Origin of the sequence: Desertivibrio insolitus (assembly GCF_017355965.1) — a bacterium.
In the GTDB taxonomy this organism is placed as follows: Bacteria; Actinomycetota; Actinomycetes; order Actinomycetales; family Microbacteriaceae; genus JAFIQW01.
The window spans coordinates 539103-557544 of record NZ_JAFIQW010000002.1 but is presented as its reverse complement, the minus strand read 5'-3'; the positions used below and the strand labels follow the sequence as shown (position 1 = coordinate 557544).

At 71.8% G+C, this 18442-nt stretch carries 19 protein-coding genes; 6 read left to right on the top strand and 13 right to left on the bottom strand.

All coding sequences use genetic code 11. From position 1 onward, the window contains the following. Position 1: 1 nt before the first annotated feature. The 4 genes from JUB10_RS06570 to JUB10_RS06555 form a co-directional block, all read right to left on the bottom strand. Positions 2–673: a ribonuclease HII gene (locus tag JUB10_RS06570; RefSeq protein ID WP_207454856.1), complete on the bottom strand. Its 672-nt coding sequence runs from the start codon at positions 671–673 to the stop codon at positions 2–4. Beyond that, entirely contained in the window at positions 670–1446 is a 777-nt protein-coding gene (gene lepB, locus JUB10_RS06565) for a signal peptidase I (protein ID WP_307859122.1), read from the bottom strand. Before lepB ends, JUB10_RS06570 begins: the two co-directional genes overlap by 4 nt. A 75-nt stretch (positions 1447–1521) precedes the next feature. Next, a complete protein-coding gene (rplS, locus tag JUB10_RS06560) occupies positions 1522–1872 on the bottom strand; it encodes a 50S ribosomal protein L19 (protein ID WP_207454855.1) in 351 nt (116 codons plus the stop codon). A 208-nt stretch (positions 1873–2080) separates the two neighbouring features. Next, positions 2081–2554 (bottom strand): MFS transporter, encoded by a 474-nt coding sequence (locus JUB10_RS06555; protein ID WP_207454854.1) that lies wholly within the window; start codon positions 2552–2554, stop codon positions 2081–2083. A 38-nt stretch (positions 2555–2592) separates the two neighbouring features. On the opposite strand from JUB10_RS06555, the gene map reads away from it, so the two are divergent. From map to JUB10_RS06540, 3 genes are read left to right on the top strand one after another with little or no spacing between them, the layout of a single operon-like run. Then, a complete protein-coding gene (map, locus tag JUB10_RS06550; protein ID WP_207454853.1) occupies positions 2593–3360 on the top strand; it encodes a type I methionyl aminopeptidase in 768 nt (255 codons plus the stop codon). Between the two features lie 56 nt (positions 3361–3416). Then, a complete protein-coding gene (locus JUB10_RS06545) occupies positions 3417–3581 on the top strand; it encodes a hypothetical protein (RefSeq protein WP_207454852.1) in 165 nt (54 codons plus the stop codon). A gap of 1 nt (position 3582) precedes the next feature. Beyond that, positions 3583–4344, top strand: a complete 762-nt coding sequence (locus JUB10_RS06540) for an aminoglycoside phosphotransferase family protein (protein WP_207454851.1) — start codon at positions 3583–3585, stop codon at positions 4342–4344. Between the two features lie 60 nt (positions 4345–4404). Here JUB10_RS06540 and trmD read toward each other — a convergent pair whose 3' ends face one another. Genes trmD through rpsP form a run of 4 tightly spaced genes read right to left on the bottom strand, consistent with a single transcriptional unit; the run spans position 4405 to position 6527 of the window. Further along, positions 4405–5103 (bottom strand): tRNA (guanosine(37)-N1)-methyltransferase TrmD, encoded by a 699-nt coding sequence (gene trmD / locus JUB10_RS06535; protein ID WP_207454850.1) that lies wholly within the window; start codon positions 5101–5103, stop codon positions 4405–4407. 9 nt (positions 5104–5112) lie between these two features. After that, positions 5113–5808 carry a ribosome maturation factor RimM gene (gene rimM, locus JUB10_RS06530; protein ID WP_307859121.1) on the bottom strand — a complete coding sequence of 232 codons (696 nt, stop codon included), beginning with the start codon at positions 5806–5808 and terminating at the stop codon, positions 5113–5115. 3 nt (positions 5809–5811) lie between these two features. Continuing rightward, positions 5812–6048: an RNA-binding protein gene (locus JUB10_RS06525; protein ID WP_207454849.1), complete on the bottom strand. Its 237-nt coding sequence runs from the start codon at positions 6046–6048 to the stop codon at positions 5812–5814. Between the two features lie 5 nt (positions 6049–6053). Continuing rightward, positions 6054–6527, bottom strand: coding sequence for a 30S ribosomal protein S16 (gene rpsP / locus JUB10_RS06520; protein ID WP_207454848.1), 474 nt, complete (start codon positions 6525–6527; stop codon positions 6054–6056). Between the two features lie 202 nt (positions 6528–6729). Here rpsP and JUB10_RS06515 point away from each other — a divergent pair, with 202 nt between their 5' ends. Then, entirely contained in the window at positions 6730–7860 is a 1131-nt protein-coding gene (locus JUB10_RS06515) for a glutamate--cysteine ligase (RefSeq protein WP_207454847.1), read from the top strand. A gap of 85 nt (positions 7861–7945) precedes the next feature. On the opposite strand, the gene JUB10_RS06510 is transcribed toward JUB10_RS06515, so the two are convergent. From JUB10_RS06510 to ftsY, 3 genes are all read right to left on the bottom strand, one after another. Then, positions 7946–8728, bottom strand: a complete 783-nt coding sequence (locus tag JUB10_RS06510) for an LLM class F420-dependent oxidoreductase (protein WP_207454846.1) — start codon at positions 8726–8728, stop codon at positions 7946–7948. A 183-nt stretch (positions 8729–8911) separates the two neighbouring features. Continuing rightward, the gene (gene ffh / locus JUB10_RS06505; protein ID WP_207454845.1) at positions 8912–10462 is read right to left on the bottom strand and encodes a signal recognition particle protein; all 1551 of its coding nucleotides are present in this window, start codon (positions 10460–10462) and stop codon (positions 8912–8914) included. A gap of 68 nt (positions 10463–10530) precedes the next feature. Continuing rightward, complete coding sequence (gene ftsY / locus JUB10_RS06500; protein ID WP_207454844.1) at positions 10531–11397, bottom strand: signal recognition particle-docking protein FtsY; 867 nt, start codon at positions 11395–11397, stop codon at positions 10531–10533. Positions 11398–11528: 131 nt separating this feature from the next. Here ftsY and JUB10_RS06495 point away from each other — a divergent pair, with 131 nt between their 5' ends. Together JUB10_RS06495 and JUB10_RS06490 are read left to right on the top strand one after the other, a co-directional pair. Beyond that, positions 11529–12509, top strand: coding sequence for a TIGR03885 family FMN-dependent LLM class oxidoreductase (locus JUB10_RS06495; RefSeq protein WP_207454843.1), 981 nt, complete (start codon positions 11529–11531; stop codon positions 12507–12509). Further along, the gene (locus JUB10_RS06490) at positions 12506–14173 is read left to right on the top strand and encodes an alpha-amylase family protein (protein WP_207454842.1); all 1668 of its coding nucleotides are present in this window, start codon (positions 12506–12508) and stop codon (positions 14171–14173) included. The genes JUB10_RS06495 and JUB10_RS06490 overlap by 4 nt, the downstream gene beginning before the upstream one ends. Here the strand turns inward: JUB10_RS06490 and JUB10_RS06485 are convergent. Both JUB10_RS06485 and smc read right to left on the bottom strand, forming a co-directional pair. After that, complete coding sequence (locus JUB10_RS06485) at positions 14125–14901, bottom strand: YqjF family protein (protein ID WP_207454841.1); 777 nt, start codon at positions 14899–14901, stop codon at positions 14125–14127. The two genes, JUB10_RS06490 and JUB10_RS06485, sit on opposite strands and share 49 nt — an antisense overlap. Further along, a complete protein-coding gene (gene smc, locus JUB10_RS06480) occupies positions 14898–18431 on the bottom strand; it encodes a chromosome segregation protein SMC (protein WP_207454840.1) in 3534 nt (1177 codons plus the stop codon). Before smc ends, JUB10_RS06485 begins: the two co-directional genes overlap by 4 nt. Between the last annotated feature and the right edge of the window lie 11 nt (positions 18432–18442).

The window sequence follows — 18442 nt, the reverse complement described above, 5'->3', positions numbered from 1 at the left end:
CTCAGGCCCCGAGCTCGGCGTCGAGCCCGTCGAAGAGCGACGGCGTGCGCAGCCAGGTCTTGCGGTGCAGCCCGTGCGGCCCGTGGGCGTCGATCGCGCTCATGTGCACGGGCGACGCGTAGCCCTTGTTGCTGCGCCAGTCGTACATCTCGGCGCCGGCGTGCGCGTCGATCATGAGCCCGTCGCGGTGCACCTTGGCGAGCACGGATGCCGCGGCGACCGAGCCGCAGTCGCGGTCCGCCTTGATGCGGTGCTGCACGCGCACCGGGCGTGCGAGGTGCCGGCTGAGGTAGTCGAAGTGACCGTCGAGCAGCACGACGGACTCGTCGAACGCGTCGAAGTCGAGCGCGGCGATCGCGCGCGCCCCGGCGAGGCCGAGCGCGGCGGTCAGCCCGATCGTGTCGATCTCGTCGGCGCTCGCGAGCCCGACCGCCGAGGCGACGGCCCACTTCGCGGCGACGGGCGCGAGCTCCTCGCGGCGCTTCTCGCTCAGCATCTTCGAGTCGCGCAGGCCGTCCGGCACCTTGCGGCGCTTCGTCTCCAGCACGGCGACGCCGACCGCGACGGGCCCGGCGAGGGCGCCGCGGCCCACCTCGTCGCAGCCGATCACGTAGGTCACGCCGCTGCGGCCGAGGGCTCCCTCGACGCGCATCGTGGGGTCCGCGACGGTCACTGGTCGCCGACCTCCTCGCGGGTGGGCGCGGACGCGGAACGGTCCTCCACCCCGCGGAACACCTCCGAGTGGTTGTCGAGCCAGCCCCAGCGGGAGACGGGAGCGGTGACGATGATCGCGCGGCCCACGACATCCTCGATGGGCACGAACGCGGTCGCGGCATCCGGCCCGACGTGCTCTCGGCTGTCGGCGGAGAAGTACCGGTTGTCGCCCATCACCCAGATCGAGTCCTCGGGCACGGTGACCTCGAAGTCGTTCTCGGAGACGCGGCGCACGCCCTCCGGCAGCTGCACGTAGGGCTCGTCGACCGGCACCCCGTTGACCGACATCTGGCCGAAGTCGTTGCAGCAGCTGATGGTGTCGCCCGGCAGGCCGATGACGCGCTTGATCAGGTGCTCGTCGCTGTCGGGCGCGGTGAGGCCGACGATCGACAGGGCGTTCTCGAAGAACTCCACGATCGGAGGCCGCTCCTCCTTGGGCACGCCCCGGAGCCAGCCGCCCGGGTCGCGGAAGACGACGATGTCTCCGCGCACGATCGGCGTCACGTCGGGCACGAGCTGATTGACGATGATGCGGTCGTCCTCGATGAGTGTCGACTCCATCGACGCCGACGGGATGAAGAACGACCGGATGAGGAACGTCTTGATGAGGAAGGAGATGAGCAGCGCGGCGAGGAAGATCAGGAGCACGTCCCGCAGGAACAGCCGGACCCCTCGTCCCCGCTTCTCCACGGCGACTCCGCCCGCCGACGTGTCGTCGTCTTCTTGTGCCACTTAAACCCCGAACTCCCCGACACAGTGTAAGCGTCGGGGAGTCCGGATGAGATTCGTTAGAGGCCGAGTCGCGCCTTACGCGTCGCGCTTCTCCTTGATCTTGGCCTTCTTGCCGCGGAGCTCGCGCAGGTAGTACAGCTTCGCGCGACGGACGTCACCGCGGGTGACGACCTCGATGTGGTCGATGACCGGCGAGTGCACGGGGAACGTGCGCTCGACGCCGACCTGGAAGCTCACCTTGCGGACCGTGAAGGTCTCGCGGACGCCCTCGCCGGAGCGGCCGATGACGACGCCCTGGAAGACCTGGATACGCGAGCGGTTGCCCTCGATGATGTTGACGTGCACCTTGACGGTGTCACCCGCGCGGAAGTCGGGGACGTCGGTACGGAGGGAGGCGGCATCCACCTGGTCGAGGATGTGGCTCATGATGATTCGCTCTCTGTGACCGCCACAGGTCGATCACGGGTCACGGAAGACAATGGATCGTGCCGCGGATTCGCCGGTCCCCTGTGGCAGAGCCGTGCGCAGGCACAAGCGCTCATTCTGCCACAGAAAGGCCCGTCGGGGTACCGGATGCCTCGGCGCCCGCTCCCCCGCACCCGCACGCATCTCCGACCGGCGAGCGACGGATGCCTCAGCGCTGATGCTCGCCCGACTCGATGACGATGACCTCGGGCTTGTGCGCCGACCCGCTCCCGCCCGCGCGGAGCCGCTCGAAGCCGGCGAGCGCGGTGCGCACGCGGGTGCGGGTCTCGCGGACGAGCCGCCACACCTGCAGCCAGAACGCCCCGAAGAGCAGCGCGATCGCGAGGATCAGCACCTCCGTCACGGCGGGCAGCGCGCCCGCGACGACGAACGCCACCCAGACGACGCCGAGCACCGCGACATCCGTCCACTCGAGTGCGCGCTTGCGGCGCACGGAGGCCCGCGCCATCGTCACCGCCGAGAGCCCGCCGAGGCCGAGGGCCACGAGCGGGGCGAGTACGACGAGTGCGAGGAGGTCGCCGTCGAGGCCCTCGCCGAAGATCGCACGGCCGATGAGGAGCCACAGCGGCAGGAGGACGGCCGCGCCGAACTGCGCGGTGTAGAGCTTCCGCCGGAGCCACATGGCGGCAAGGGTAGCGAGCACTCATGGAGAATGTCTGCATGATCGAGCTACGCACCCCGGCCGAGATCGAGCAGATGAAGGCCGCCGGCGCCTTCGTCGCGAGCGTGCTCGAGGCCACCGCGGCCGAGGCGAAGGTGGGCGTGAACCTGCTCGAGCTCGACGCGCTCGCCCACGACATGATCCGCAGCGCAGGCGCGGAGAGCTGCTACATCGACTACCACCCCTCGTTCGGCGCCTCGCCGTTCGGCAAGGTGCTGTGCACATCGGTCAACGACGCGGCCCTGCACGGGCTGCCCCACGACTACGCGCTGCAGGACGGCGACCTGCTGAGCCTCGACTTCGCCGCGAAGGTGAACGGCTGGGTCGCCGACAGCGCCCTGTCGCTCGTCGTCGGCACCGCGGCCGCCGAGGACCTCGCGCTCATCGACACGTGCGAGCGAGCCCTCGCCGCCGGCATCGCCGCCGCGCGCCCCGGCAACCGGCTCGGCGACATCTCAGCGGCGATCGGCCAGGTCGCGACGAAGGACGGCTACGGCGTCAACACCGACTTCGGCGGACACGGCGTCGGCCGCGAGATGCACGGCGACCCGCACATCCCGAACGCCGGCCGCCCCCACCGCGGGCTGCCGATCAAGCCGGGCCTCGTCTTCGCGATCGAGCCGTGGCTCATGCGCGGCACCGACGAGATCTACACCGACCGCGACGGCTGGACGCTCCGCTCGAAGGACGGCTCGCGCGCCGCGCACGTCGAGCACACCGTGGCGATCACCGCCGACGGACCGCTCGTGCTCACCGCTCGCCGCTAAGGCAGGCCGCACCGGCCGCGTTTGCGCGCGTCCCGTGCGCTCGCTTCACTGGAGTCGTGACCCCCTTCTCCCGCCTCCAGCGCACCGCCGAGGACCTCGCGGTCGGCGCCTGGTTCCTCGTGACGCTCGCCTTCCCCCTGCTCGGCCTCGGTCTCTTCGCCGCCGGGTTCGCCCGAGAGGTGCAGCGGGTGGGCCGCCGGCGCGAGCGCACCGGCGACTGACATGACCGACGCGCGCCTACCCGGGGGCAACGGCACGGGTGCGGTGCGCGTCGGCGACACGGTGCGACGCCGCGTCGAGCGCTGGACCCCGTCGGTGCACGCGCTGCTCCACCACCTCGAGGAGGTCGGCTTCGAGCGCGCGCCGCGGGTGCTCGGCATCGACGACGAGGGGCGCGAGGTGCTGAGCTTCCTGCCCGGCGAGACGACCGCCGACTCCGATCCCTGGCCAGGCTGGGCGCGGTCGGATGCCGCGCTCGTCGACGCCGGCCGGTGGCTGCGCGAGTACCACGACGCCGTCGCCTCGTTCGTCCCACCGGAGGGCAGCGTCTGGCGCTTCGGCACCGAGTGGCGGCCGGGCCACGTCGTCGCGCACAACGACGAGGGCCCGTACAACGCGGCGTGGCACGAGGGCCGGCTCACGGGCTTCTTCGACTGGGACTTCGCGGGGCCGATGCCGCCGCTCCAGGATCTCGGCTTCCTCGCGTTCTCGTGGGTGCCGCTGTTCGACTCCGAGCACGACCGCGACCGGCCACGCCGGCTCCGGCTGCTGCTCGACGAGTACGGCTCGGATGCCTCCGAGCGCGAGGTCGTCGCGGCGGCCGTGCGGCGGGTGCGCTCCCTCGCACAGGCGGTCGAGCGGCTCGGCGCCGCGGGCGAGCCGGGGTTCGCCCGGCAGCTCGCCGCGGGATCGCCCGCCCTGCTGCGGCAGGCTGCGGGAGAGATGGAGCGGTTCGGCGCGAGTGCGTACCCATTGGGCGGGTAGTAGCCGAAGGGGCCCTGGAGCCGATACGCGGCTGCGCCGCTACTCGACTGACGGAACGCGCTACTCCGCGGCGGCGGGGTCGTCCGGCAGCAGGTCGGGACGGACGCGGCGCGTGCGCTCGAGCTGCTGCTCGCGGCGCCAGGATGCGACGAGGCCGTGGTTGCCGCTCAGCAGCACGGGCGGCACGTCGAGGCCGCGCCAGGAGGCGGGCTTGGTGTAACTGGGGTACTCGAGCAGGCCGTCCTCGTGGCTCTCCTCGGTGAGGCTCTCGGGGTTGCCGACGACGCCCGGCACGAGACGGCCGATGGCCTCGATCATCGCGAGCGCGGCGACCTCTCCCCCGTTCAGCACGTAGTCGCCGAGGCTCACCTCGACGACCCGGGCCCGGGTGCGGGCGTGCTCGGCGACGCGCGCGTCGATGCCCTCGTAGCGGCCGCACGCGAACACGAGGTGCTGCTCGAGGGCGAGCTCGCGGGCGAGGGCCTGCGTGAACGGGGTGCCTGCGGGCGTCGGGACGACGAGCACCGACGTCTCCGTCAGCAGCTGGTCGAGCGCCTCGCCCCAGGGCTCCGGCTTCATCACCATGCCGGCGCCGCCGCCGTAGGGGGTGTCGTCGACGGTGCGGTGCCGGTCGTGGGTGAAGTCGCGCAGGTCGGTGACCCGGGTCTCGAGCAGGCCGGCGGTGCGCGCCTTGCCCAGCAGCGAGAGGTCGAGGACCGAGAAGTACGCGGGGAAGATCGTGACGACGTCGATCAGCACGATCGGCGCCTACCCGCGGGGCTCGGGCTCGGGGCCGTCGTCCTCCGCGGAGTCGTCGGGCTCGGCGGAGTCGGGTTCGGCGGAGTCGTCGGACTCGGCGGCATCCGCCACCGGGTCCTCGGATGCCGCGGGGCGCGGCTCGTCGTCATCCGGCAGCGCCTCGAAGAGCCCGGCGGGCGGGGTGAGGGTCACGGTGCCGGCGGAGATGTCGACGCTCGGCACGATCGCCTTGACGAAGGGCACGAGCACCTCGTCATCCGCGGTCTTGATGGCGAGGAGGTCCTGCGCCGGGAGGTGGTCGACGCGCACGACGGTGCCGACCTTCACGCCGTCACGGATCGCGTCGAGGCCGACCAGCTGGTGGTCGTACCACGCGTCCTCCTCCTCGGGGAGCTGCGTGGTGTCGTGGTCGACCCAGAGGATCGCCTTGACGAGCGTCTCGGCGGTGGAGCGGTCGGCGACGTCCTTGAAGAACCCCACCGGGTGCGAGTTGTACCAGCGCAGCTCGGTCAGCTCGAGCGTCTTGCCGTGCCACGGCGAGGACGTCGGCACCTGCAGCGAGAAGACGGCGCCGGGCACGAAACGCTTCTCGGGCTCATCGGTGTAGAGCTCGAGCTTGAGGGCGCCCTTCAGACCGTGCGCCTTCGTGAGCCGGCCGACGCGCAACTGCGTGCGCGGCGGCTTCGGCGGCTTGACGGATGCCACGCGTCAGGAGTCGGTGTCGACGACGTCGACCCGGACTCGGCGCCCGTCGGCGAGCGCGGTGACGAGCGTGCGGAGGGCCTTGGCCGTGCGGCCCGACCGTCCGATCACGCGGCCGAGGTCCTCGGGGTGCACGCGCACCTCGAGGACCTCGCCACGAGACGAGGCCTTCGCGTCGACCTGCACCTGGTCAGGGTGATCGACGATCCCCTTGACGAGGTGTTCGAGTGCGTCGGCCAGCATGGAACTCAGGAGTTCTCGACCTGCTCAGGGGTCTCCTGAGTGGTCGCGGACGAGCTGTCAGCCGCGTCGACGTTCGGAGCGTCAGCCGCAGCGTCGGCCTCGGCGACGGCGTTGGTCGGCGCCGGCGCCTCGGTCTTCGGACGGAGGACGGGCTTCTTGGACGAGTCGGCCTGGAACTCCGGCTTGGCCTCCTTGACCTTGACGGTGCTCACGGCGTTCGCGTCGCCCTTGAACTTGCCCCAGTCGCCGGTCAGCTTGAGGATGGCCGCGACCTGCTCGGTCGGCTGCGCGCCGACGCCGAGCCAGTACTGGGCACGCTCCGAGTCGACCTCGATGAACGAGGGCTCCTCGGTGGGGTGGTACTTACCGATCTCCTCGATGACGCGACCGTCGCGCTTGGTGCGCGAGTCGGCGACGACGATTCGGTAGTAGGGCGCACGGATCTTGCCGAGGCGCTTCAGGCGGATCTTGACAGCCACAGTTCTCCTGGAAGTGTGTGAATTCGGACGAGTTCGTGCCGGGAGCGTGGGGGCACACTCGGCTGAAAGCTCAAAGGGGACCTCAGCCAGCCTGATTAGAGGGTCGGGCGGGCGAGACTCGACTGACCATTGTGCCAGATCCGCGGACGCTGCGGCTACCTCGTTCAGCATGGACGCGGCCTTCGTGGGGCACAGTTCTTCTGTGCGTATCGATTTCGCCCCCTCCGCCCGCTCGACGCTCGGCATCGAGTGGGAGCTCGCGCTCGTCGACCGCGACTCCGGGGAGCTCGCGCCGCACGCGCCGGCGATCCTCGAGCAGTTGAACCGGGAGGACCCGGAAACGCGGATCACCGCGGAGCTGCTGACCAACACGGTCGAGATCGTCTCCGGCGTGCACGAGCGGGTGGCGCCGGCGCTCGACGACCTGCAGGGCTGCATCGACCGGGTCACCCGCGCGGCCGCCCCGTACGACGTCGACCTCATGTGCGCGGGCACGCACCCCTTCAGCTCGACCGGGGCGCAGCAGATCACCGACAAGGAGCGCTACGCGACGCTCATGGACCGCACCCAGTGGTGGGGGCGGCAGCTGCTGATCTGGGGCGTGCACGTGCACGTGGGCATCGACGCGCGCGACAAGGCGCTGCCGATCCTCGACGGGCTGCTGCACTACTACCCGCACCTGCAGGCGCTCAGCGCGTCGAGCCCGTACTGGCAGCGCGAGGCGACCGGGTACGCGTCGAGCCGCGCGATGCTGTTCCAGCAGCTGCCGACGGCGGGCCTGCCGCCGCAGTTCACCCGGTGGGACCAGTACGAGCGGATGGTCGCCGACCTCGTGCACACCGGGGTCATCGACGACCACTCGGAGCTGCGCTGGGACATCCGCCCCTCCCCCGGCTGGGGAACGATCGAGAACCGCGTCTCCGACGGGCTGCCGACGATCCTCGAGGTCGGCGCGATCGCCGCGCTGACCCAGTGCCTCGTCGACGACCTGTCGCAGCGCCTCGACGACGGCGAGGAGATCCACGCGATGCAGCCGTGGTTCGTGCGCGAGAACAAGTGGCGCGCGGCGCGGTACGGGCTCGAGGCGATCATCATCCAGAACGCGCAGGGCGACGAGTCGCTCGTGACGGATGACACGCGCGCGCTCATCACGCGGCTGGAGCCGGTCGCGGAGCGGCTCGGCTGCCTCAAGGAGCTGCACGACGTCGAGGTCATCCTCGACCGTGGAGCCTCGTACCAGCGCCAGCTCGACGTCGCGGCGCGCAACAAGGGTGAGCTGCGCGCGGTGGTCGCGTCGCTCGTGGCCGAGTTCCGCAACGGCGAGCCCGCGTAGGGGCGCCCGCCGGGCCCTGGTGGGTCCTCCAGATGCGGAAGGCCGGCCCCGAGTCATCCGGAGCCGGCCCTTCGTTCTGCGTGGATCAGCGCTGCTTGTCGCGCCAGGCGAGCCACTTCTTGACCGGCTCGAGGTCGTAGTCGGGGCCGGTGATGCCGAGCGTGAACAGGGTCGCGCCGGCGGCGAGCATCTCGTCGGCCTCCTGCTCGCTGCGGTTGCGCAGCTCGGTCGAGACCTCGATGACGCTCGTGTCGCGGCCGACGGCCTCGCCGTGCTCCTTGAGGATGCCGAGCTTGCGGGTCAGCGTCTCGGCGTCCGAGAAGCTGTGCCAGATGTCGGCGTGCTTCGCGACGAGGCGGAGGGTCTTCTTCTCGCCGCCGCCGCCGATCATGACGGGGATGTCGCGGAGCGGCGCGGGGTTGAGCTTGGTCCAGCGCTGCTCGATGCGCTCGAGCGACTCGCCCAGGGCGGCGATGCGGCTGCCGGGGGTGCCGAACTCGTAGCCGTACTCGTCGTAGTCCTTCTCGAACCAGCCGGCGCCGGTGCCGAAGATGAAGCGGCCGCCGGAGATGTGGTCGATCGTGCGGGCCATGTCGGCCTGCAGGTCGGCGTTGCGGTAGCTGTTGCAGTTGACGAGGCAGCCGAACTCGACGCGGCTCGTCTGCTCGGCCCACGCGGCGAGCTCGGTCCACGACTCGTAGTGGAGCCCGTCCGGGTCGCCGGACAGCGGGTAGAAATGGTCCCAGTTGAACAGGATGTCGACGCCGAGGTCTTCGAGGGCGGCGACGGTCTCGCGGATCTTCGGATACAGCGCGTGCTGCGGCTGCACCTGCACACCGAGGCGCACGGTACGGGAAGGGGTGGTCATACCCTCACGATACGTCGGCCGGGAAGCGGCCCCGGCCGTGGCGTATCTAGGAGCGCTCGCGCGACCCGCCGCGTCCTGGCGGCCGTCAGCGGCGTGTCATCCGCCCGACTCCTACAGACGCCGCAGTAGTCGGGGCCGGATGCCTCGGGCGCTGAGCCCCGGAGGCGCGCAGCCCTGCCGGGACTAGCGCCCGAGCAGCTTCTGCATGGCGGCGAGCTCCTCCTCCGAGGGCCCGCCCGCCTGGCCGCCGCCGAGGCCGAAGCTCGAGCCGCCGGACGACGCCTTCGCGCCGGCGCCGGCCGCGAGCGCGGCGTTCTCCTGCGCGCGCTTCGCCGGGTTGCCCGAACGCGAGCCGCTCTTCTTCTGCGGCTGCTGCTTCTTCTGGCGCGCGCCCGGGATCGGGCCCATGCCGGGGATGTTGGGCACGCCGCCGCGGGCGACGGTGCGCATCATCTTCGCGGCCTGCTCGAAGCGCTGGACGAGCTGGTTGACCTCGGTGACCGTGGTGCCCGAGCCGCGCGCGATCCGCAGGCGGCGCGAGCCGTTGAGGAGCTTCGGCGTGCGGCGCTCGGCGGGGGTCATCGACTGGATGATCGCCTCGGTACGGGTGATCTCGCGCTCGTCGAAGTTCTCGAGCTGCTCCCGCATGCCCTTCGCGCCGGGCAGCATGCCGAGCATGCTCTTGATCGAGCCGGCCTTCTTCAGCTGCTGCATCTGCGCGAGGAAGTCCTCGAGCGTGAAGGTGTCGGTCGCCATCTTCTCGGCGACCTTGCGGGCCTCCTCCTCGTCGAAGGCGCGCTGAGCCTGCTCGATCAGGGTGAGGATGTCGCCGAGGTCGAGGATGCGGCTCGCCATGCGGTCGGGGTGGAACGGCTCGAAGGCGTCGAGCGTCTCGCCCGTCGAGGCGAACATGATCGGGCGGCCCGTCACGCTTGCGACGCTGAGCGCGGCACCACCGCGGGCGTCGCCGTCGAGCTTCGTGAGCACGACGCCGGTGAAGTCGACGCCCTCCTGGAACGCGCGGGCGGTGGCGACGGCGTCCTGACCGATCATCGCGTCGATGACGAAGAGCACCTCGTCGGGGTTGGTGACGCGGCGGATGTCGCCGGCCTGACGCATCAGCTCGGCGTCGACGCCGAGGCGGCCGGCCGTGTCGATGATCACCACGTCGTGCTGGCGGTCCTTGGCGAGGCGCACGCCGTCCTGGGCGACGCGGATGGGGTCGCCGACGCCGTTGCCGGGCTCGGGCGCGTAGACCGCGACGCCCGCCTGTCCGCCGACGACCTGCAGCTGCTGCACGGCGTTGGGGCGCTGAAGGTCGGCCGCGACGAGGAGCGGGGTGTGCCCGTCCTTCGCGAGCCACTTCGCGAGCTTTCCGGCGAGGGTCGTCTTACCGGCACCCTGGAGGCCGGCGAGCATGATGACGGTGGGCGGCTGCTTCGCGAACTCGAGGCGGCGCTGGCGCCCGCCGAGGATCGCGATGAGCTCCTCGTTGACGATCTGCACGACCTGCTGCGCCGGGTTCAGCGCGCGGTTGACCTCGTCGCTCAGCGCGCGCTCGCGCACCTTGCCCGTGAACTCCTTGACGACGTCGAGCGCGACGTCGGCGTCGAGCAGCGCGCGCCGGATCTCGCGGACGGTGCCGTCCACGTCGGCCGCACTCAACCGGCCCTTGTTCCGGAGGTTGCGGAAGGTCTCGGTGAGGCGGTCGGAGAGCGTGCCGAAGGTTGCCATGGTGCGTCGATTCTAGCCGCGCGGGCTCCCCCACCCCGGCCGCGTCCGCGGCGAGGAGAACGGGCGGGTCAGCCGACGAGCTGCGCCGTGAAGGCCGGGCCGGAAAAACCGGTGAGGTCGCCGATGCCCTCGCCCTGACCGAGCAGCTTGATCGGGATGCCCGTCTGCTCCTGCACCGCGAGCACGAAGCCGCCCTTGGCGCTGCCGTCGAGCTTGGTGATTACGAGGCCGGTCACGCCCGCGTGCTCGATGAAAGCCTGAGCCTGCGCGACGCCGTTCTGCCCGGTGGTCGCGTCGAGCACGAGCAGCACCTCGGCGATCGGGGCGAGCTTCTCGACGACGCGCCTGACCTTCGACAGCTCGTCCATTAGGCCGGCCTTGGTCTGCAGCCGGCCGGCGGTGTCGATGATGGCGATCTCGAACCCGGAGCGCTGCGCCTGGTCGACCGTCTGGTACGCGACCGAGGCGGGGTCCTGGCCCTGCTGCTGCGGTCGCATGACGCCCGCGCCCGCGCGCTCGGCCCAGGTCGCGAGCTGCTCGACGGCCGCCGCGCGGAACGTGTCGGCCGCGCCGACGATGACGCTGCGGCCGTAGTTCGTCAGGAACTTCGCGAACTTGCCGATCGTGGTCGTCTTGCCGACGCCGTTGACGCCGACCACGAGCACGACCGCGGGACGGTTGGTGAGCTTGAGCGTCGGATCGAGCTTCGCGAACCGCTCCTCGAGGTACTCGCGGAGCATGCGCCGCAGGTCCTCCGGATCGGTCGTGCGGTAGCGCTCGACCTGCTCGCGCAGGTGCTCGATGGTCTGCTCCGTGATCGCCGGACCGAAGTCGGCGCGGATCAGCGCGTCCTCGAGGTCCTCCCACGTCCCCTCGTCGATCGTGCGCGTCGCGAAGATCCCGCGCAGCGCGTTGCCGAGGGAGAACGAGGCCATGCGGCAAGCCTATAGAACGAGCGCCGGATGACCCGGGCGGCCCCGCGCGGCATCCGACCCCACCGTCCTCCCAGCGTTCTCCCACCCACGACGGGTGGCGGAGCGGTCGCGGGCACTGCTCTGGTTGAGCCATGCCCGTCGTCGGATTCCACGCCTCCCATGAACAGATCGACCCGCGGACCCTGCTGCAGGCCGCCAAGCGAGCAGAGGAGGTGGGCTTCACGGCCGGCATGTGCTCCGACCACCTCGTGCCGTGGAGCGAGCGTCAGGGGCAGTCGGGCTTCGCCTGGTCGTGGCTCGGCGCCGCGCTCGCCTCGACATCGCTGTCGTTCGGCTGCGTCAACGCGCCGGGCCAGCGCTACCACCCGGTGATCATCGCTCAGGCCGTCGCGACGCTCGAGCAGATGTTCCCCGGCCGGTACTGGGTCGCGCTCGGCTCGGGCGAGGCCCTCAACGAGCACATCACCGGGGACAAGTGGCCGCGCAAGGAGGTACGCAACCAGCGCCTGCTCGAGTGCGTCGAGATCATGCGCGCCCTGCTCGCCGGCGAGGAGGTCAGCCACGACGGCCTCGTCACGGTCGACCGCGCCCGGGTCTGGACGCGACCGGAGACCCCTCCCCCGTTCCTCGCCACGGCCGTCAGCGAGCAGACCGCCCGCTGGGCCGCGTCGTGGGCCGATGGGCTCGCGACGATCTACAAGCCCAAGGAGGAGCTGCAGAAGATGATCGAGGCGTACCGGGGCGCGGGCGGGCGCGGCCCCATCGCCGTACAGGTGCACGTGAGCTGGGCACCGACGGACGAGGAGGCGCTCGACATCGCCCACGACCAGTGGGGCACCAACATCTTCGGGCAGCCCTTCAACTGGGACGTCGACGACGTGCGCATCTTCGACCAGGCCGCCGCCAAGGCGCCGAAGGACGCCGTGCGGGAGGCCGCGCTGATCTCGAGCGATCCCGCGCAGCACGTGGCGTGGCTGCGGGAGGTCGCCGACCTGCCGATCGACGAGATCTACGTGCACCACGTCGGCCAGCAGCAGGACGCGTTCCTCGACACGTACGGCACCCACGTGCTTCCGCAGCTCGACGTGAAGCCGAAGGTCGCCCGGGCATGAGGGTCACCGACACGAGCGATCTCTGGTGGAAGACCGCGGTGGTCTACTGCCTCGACGTCGAGACGTTCCTCGACTGGGACGACGACGGCGTCGGCGACTTCGCGGGGCTCGCGCACCGGCTCGACTACCTCGCCGAGCTCGGGGTGACCTGCCTCTGGCTCATGCCGTTCTATCCGACGCCCGACCGCGACGACGGCTACGACGTCACCGACTTCTACGCCGTCGACCCGCGCCTCGGGCACCTCGGCGACCTCGTCGAGGCGGTGCGCACCGCCCGCGACCGCGGCATGCGGGTGATCGCCGACCTCGTGCTCAACCACACGTCCGACCAGCATCCGTGGTTCCTCGACGCGCGCAGTTCGAAGGACAGCCCCTACCGGGACTTCTACGTGTGGCATCCGGACCCGCCGGACAAGGACCGGCAGACCGTCTTCCCCGGCGAGGAGGCGACGGCGTGGGAGTACGACGAGAAGACCGGCGAGTACTACCTGCACAACTTCTACAGCCACCAGCCCGACCTCAACCTCGCGAACCCCGTCGTGCGCGAGGAGATCGCGAAGATCATGGGGTTCTGGATGCAGCTCGGGCTCTCCGGCTTCCGGGTCGACGCGGTGCCGTTCCTGCTCGAGTCCTTCCCCGGCGGCGACGGCAAGGAGGCGCACGCCTACCTGCGCGAGGTGCGCAGCTTCCTCAACCGGCGCTCCGGCGAGGGCGTGCTGCTCGGCGAGGTGAATTTGCCCTACGAGGAGCAGGAGCGCTACTTCGGCGGCGTGGAGGGCGACGAGCTCACGATGCAGTTCGACTTCGTGGGCATGCAGCGCCTCTACCTCTCGCTGGCCCGGTCCGACGCGACACCGCTGGCCGAGACGCTCGCGGCGCGGCCGCATCCCGCGCGGGACTCGCAGTGGGCGAACTTCGTGCGCAACCACGACGAGCTCACGCTCGACAAGCTCAGCGACGACGAGCGCCAGGAGGTGTTCGACGCGTTCGGCCCCGAGGAGCGGATGCAGGTGTACGGCCGCGGCCTCGTGCGCCGGCTGCCCCCGATGCTCGGCGGCGATCCCCGCCGCATCCGCATGGTCTACAGCCTGCTGTTCTCGCTGCCCGGCACCCCCGTGCTGTTCTACGGCGAGGAGATCGGCATGGGCGAGAACCTCGACGTCGGCGGCCGCGGTGCCGTGCGCACGCCCATGCAGTGGTCGGACAGCCCGGCCGGCGGGTTCTCCCGCGCGCCCTCGGAGGAGCTGAGCGTGCCGGTGACGGAGGGGCCCTTCGGGTCCGAGCACGTCAACGCGATGCGTCAGCGGCACGACCCGGACTCGTTGTTCAACTTCATGAAGCTGCTGATCGCGCGCTACCGCGCGTCGAACGAGATCGGCTGGAGCGAGGTGCGGCTGCTCGAGACCGAGGAGCGCGACATTGCCGTGTTCGCGCACGAACTGCGCGCGGAGGAGGGGCGGATGGTCGCCTTCCACAACTTCTCGCCGGAGCCGCGGCGGGTGCGGGCGCGCATCGCCGACGTCGACGGGAGCTTCGTGTTCGCCGACCTGCTGCGTGAGGGCGAGTCGCGGGTCGACGACGCGGGACTGCTCGATGTCGAGCTCGACGGCTACGGCTACCGCTGGCTGCGCGTGCTGGAGCCCGGCACGAAGCGGCTGCGCTGACCCATCGGGCGCGGCGCCGAGAACACGGTGTCGACGCCCGAAGAGAAGAGCACCGAGTCGGGCGCCCGCCCGGCGAGGCCGGGAACGCCGGATGCCTCGAGCAGCGTGTCGTCGAGGTGCACGAGCTCCGCGCGCTCGAGCGGCCACGGCTCGTGCACGTTGCGGGCGTACCAGGTGCGCCCGAGGTGGCGCTGGTGGTACGCCCACCGGGCCGTGAGGAACTCCGCGAGCGGGTCCCCCGTCACGCGCTCGCCGGTGGGCCGGACGACGACGTGGGTGCGGGCGCCGGGGCGGCCGAGGCCGCGGGAGCGGTAGGCGAACTCGTCGTCGCGCCGACCCTGAGACATCCGGGACCAGCGGTACGGCAGTCCGAAGAGCACCCGTGCGGTGAGCACGGGGATCAGCCGCGACGCCTCCAGGGTGCGGAAGACGACGCCGCGCCGGCCCTCGTCGTCGACGGAGTACAGGCGCACGTTGATCTCCGGGAACGTGCCGAGCACGGGCACTGGCGGGCCGCCGAGGAACGCGCTGCGCGACAACCGGAACGGGATGAGCCCGACCCAGCTGGAGCCGTCGAACGTGTCGGGGCGGGTGCCGGGCGGCAGCAGCGGGGCGACCTCGGCGGGGTCGACGCGCCAGTGCAGGAACGCGACGTCGCCCCAGTGCTGCCGGATGACGGGGCGTCCGGGCAGCGGCGGCGCGGCGGGCTGCACCGGCTCGGCCGTCACCCGGCCTTCTCCTCCGGCTGCGCCACTCGCTGGCCGATGACGGCGCTCACGCCGTCCTGCCGCATCGAGACGCCGTAGAGCGCGTCGGCGATCTCCATCGTGCGCTTCTGGTGCGTGATGACGATGAGCTGGCTCGACTCCCGGAGGTCCTCGAAGATCGTCAGCAGCCGGCCGAGGTTGGCGTCGTCGAGGGCCGCCTCGACCTCGTCCATGATGTAGAACGGGCTGGGCCTGGCCTTGAAGATCGCGATCAGCAGCGCGACCGCGGCGAGGGAGCGCTCTCCGCCGGAGAGCAGCGACAGCCGCTCGATCTTCTTGCCGGCGGGCTTGACCGTCACCTCGATGCCGGTCGTCAGCATGTCGTCGGGGTTCGTCAGGTGCAGGCTGCCGGTGCCGCCGGGGAACAGGATCGGGAAGACGCGGTCGAACGCCGCCTTCGTGTCGTCGAAGGCCTCGGCGAAGATGTGCTGCATCTTCTCGTCGATCTCCTCGATGATCGTGAGGAGGTCCTTGCGGGTGTTCGTGAGGTCGGTCAGCTGCTCGGTGAGGAACCTGTGCCGCTGCTCGAGCGCCGCGAACTCCTCGAGCGCGAGCGGGTTGACCTTGCCGAGCTGCGAGAGCTTGCGCTCGGCGCGGGCGAGCCGCTGCTGCTGCTCCTCGCGGTCGAACGGCACGGTCGGCACCTCGTCGTCCTCGGCGAGGAGGCTCGCCGCCGTGACCGGGCCGGGGTCGAGCGGGACCGGCACGTGCGGCCCGTACTCGGCGACGAGCACGTCCTCGACGAGCCCGAGCTCCCCGCCCGCCCGCTCGAGCAGGGCGGAGAGGTGGAGCTTGCGCTGGTAGACCTCGAGTTCGAGGCCGTGCACGCGCTCGGTGATCGACGCGAGCCGCTCGCGCAGGGTCGTCTCCTCGCGGCGGAGGCCCGACAGCTCCTCGTTCTGCTTCGCGCGCTCCGCCTCCGCCGCGGCGAGCGCGACGCGCGCCTCGGCGACCGAGCGCCCGACGGCGGCGAGCACGGTGGGCAGCGCGTCGGTCACGGAGGTGGCGGCCTCGACCTGGCGGGCGCGGAGCACGGCGCGGCGCGCCCGCTCCTCGGCGGCGGCGCGCTCGGCCTCGAGCTGCTTGGCGAGCTCGGCGGCGCGCTGCCGCTCGGTGCGAACGCGCTCGCGCACGGTCTCGAGGGCGACCCGCTGCTCGAGCTCGACGGCGCGGGCGGCCTCGACCTCGGCCTGCACGGCGTCGCGGGCGCTGACGTCGAGCATCGGGCGCGGCGTGGAGGCGTGCGCGTCGCGGGCGGCGACGGCCCGGTCGAGTTCCGCCTCGGCGGCGTGCACGGCCTCGATCGCGGGCTCGAGCCCCGTCGACAGGCGCTCGCGCTCGGCCTCGGCGGCGTCACGCTGCGTGCGGGCTCGGGCGAGGCGCTGGTCGTGGGCGGCCGCCTGCGTCTCGTGCGAGCGCAGCGCCTGCAGCGCCGCTCCCGCGTCGGCCTTCGCGAGGGCGAGCTCCTGGCGCTTCTCGGCGAGGGCGTGCCTGCTCTCCTCGAGCGCCGTCGTCACCTCGGTGAGCCGGGCCTCCGCGTCGTCGCGGCCCGCGACGAGCTCGAGTCGCGACTGACGGGCGCCGGTGCCGCCGCGCACGACGTAGTCGGTGAGCACCTCGCCGGCGCGGGTGATGACGGTCGAGCCGGGGCGTTCGGTGAGCACGGTCGTCGCGGCCGAGAGGTCGTCGACGAGCAGCACGCCGGCGAGCAGCCCGAGCACGCCGCCGGGCGCCGTGACGACGGATGCCGCGGGCACGGCCCACTCCGACGCATCCGTCGCCGCCGCGGGTGCGGCGTCGGCGACGACGAGCTCGACGCGGCCGAGTTCGGCGTCGCGGGCGTGCTCGATCGCCGCGGCGGCGGACGCGCGGTCGTCGGCGAGCACGGCGTCGGCGACGGTGCCGAGCGCGGCGGCGATCGCCTGCTCGTAGCCCGGCTCGACGCGCACGTGCTCGGCGACGAGGCCGCGCACGCCGGGGAGCCCGGCGGCGACGATCGCGCTCGAGCCGTCCTTCTGGTCGAGGGCGAGCGACAGGGCGGCGGCGCGGGCGGCGAGGGCGTCGCGCTCGCGCTCGCCCTGGTGCACGTCGTCGCGGAGCGTCTCGAGCTCCGCCTGCACGGCGGCGACTCGCTCGTCGGCGGCCCGCTGCTCGTCCTCGAGCCCCGAGAGGTCGGGGCGGTCGCCCGCCTCGCCCTCGAGCGCGTCGAACGCGGCGCGGGCCTGGTCGATCCGCTCGTCCGCCTGGGCGAGGCCGCGCTCCTGCCGGGCGAGCGTCTCCCTCGCCGTGGCTAGCCGGGCCTCGGCGGCGTCCGCGCGGGAGCGGAGCTGGGCGGCCTCGAGGTCGTGCTTGGAGACGAGCGCCGACTGGGCGGCGATCTCGTCGTCGAGGGAGTCGAGCGCGGCGCGGGCGGTCGCGACCGCGGCGGCGGCGCGAGCGACGGAGGCCTCGGCCTGGGCGACATCCGCCTCGAGCCGCGCCGCCTCGTCGTGCGCGGCCTGCACCATCTCGGGCGTGACGGTCGGGGCGACCGGCTGCGCGTCGTCGGCCTGGCCGAGCAGGGCGAGGCGCTGGTTCGCGAGGGAGTAGAGGCCGCGCAGGCGCTCCTCGACGTTCTCGAGGCCGAACACGACGCGGCGGGCCTCGTCGACGGCGTCGCCCGTGTGCTGGCTCTCGAGCCGCTCGCGGCGGAGCGCCGCCCGGTCGAGCTGCTCCTGCAGCACGAGGCGTTCGGTCGCCCGGTCGGCCTCGTCGCTCGTGAGCGCGCGCAGCTCCTCGCGCACCTCGACGACGTCGGCCGCGAGCAGGCGGGCGCGGGCGTCGCGCACGATCGACGCGATCGACTGCGCCTCGCGGGCGACCTCGGCCTGGCGTCCGAGGGGCTTCAACTGGCGGCGGATCTCCCCGGCGAGGTCGCTCAAGCGGGTCAGGTTGGTCTGCATCGCCTCGAGCTTGCGCACCGTCTTCTCCTTGCGGCGGCGGTGCTTGAGGATCCCGGCGGCCTCCTCGATGAAGCCGCGGCGCTCCTCGGGGCTCGCGTGCAGCACGGCGTCGAGCTGCCCCTGCCCGACGATGACGTGCATCTCGCGGCCGAGACCGGAGTCGCTCAGCAGCTCCTGCACGTCGAGCAGGCGGCAGGTCTGCCCGTTGATCGCGTACTCGCTGCCGCCGTTGCGGAACAGGGTGCGACTGATCGTGACCTCGGTGTACTCGATCGGCAGGGCGCCGTCGGAGTTGTCGATCGTGAGCACGACCTCGGCGCGGCCGAGCGGTCCGCGGGTCGAGGTGCCGGCGAAGATGACGTCCTCCATCTTGCCGCCGCGGAGGGTCTTCGCCCCCTGCTCCCCCATCACCCAGGCGAGCGCGTCGACGACGTTGCTCTTGCCCGAGCCGTTGGGTCCGACGACGCACGTGACGCCGGGTTCGAACGCGAACGTGGTGGGCTGGGCGAACGACTTGAAGCCCTTGAGGGTCAGGCTCTTCAGATACATCCGCTCACCCC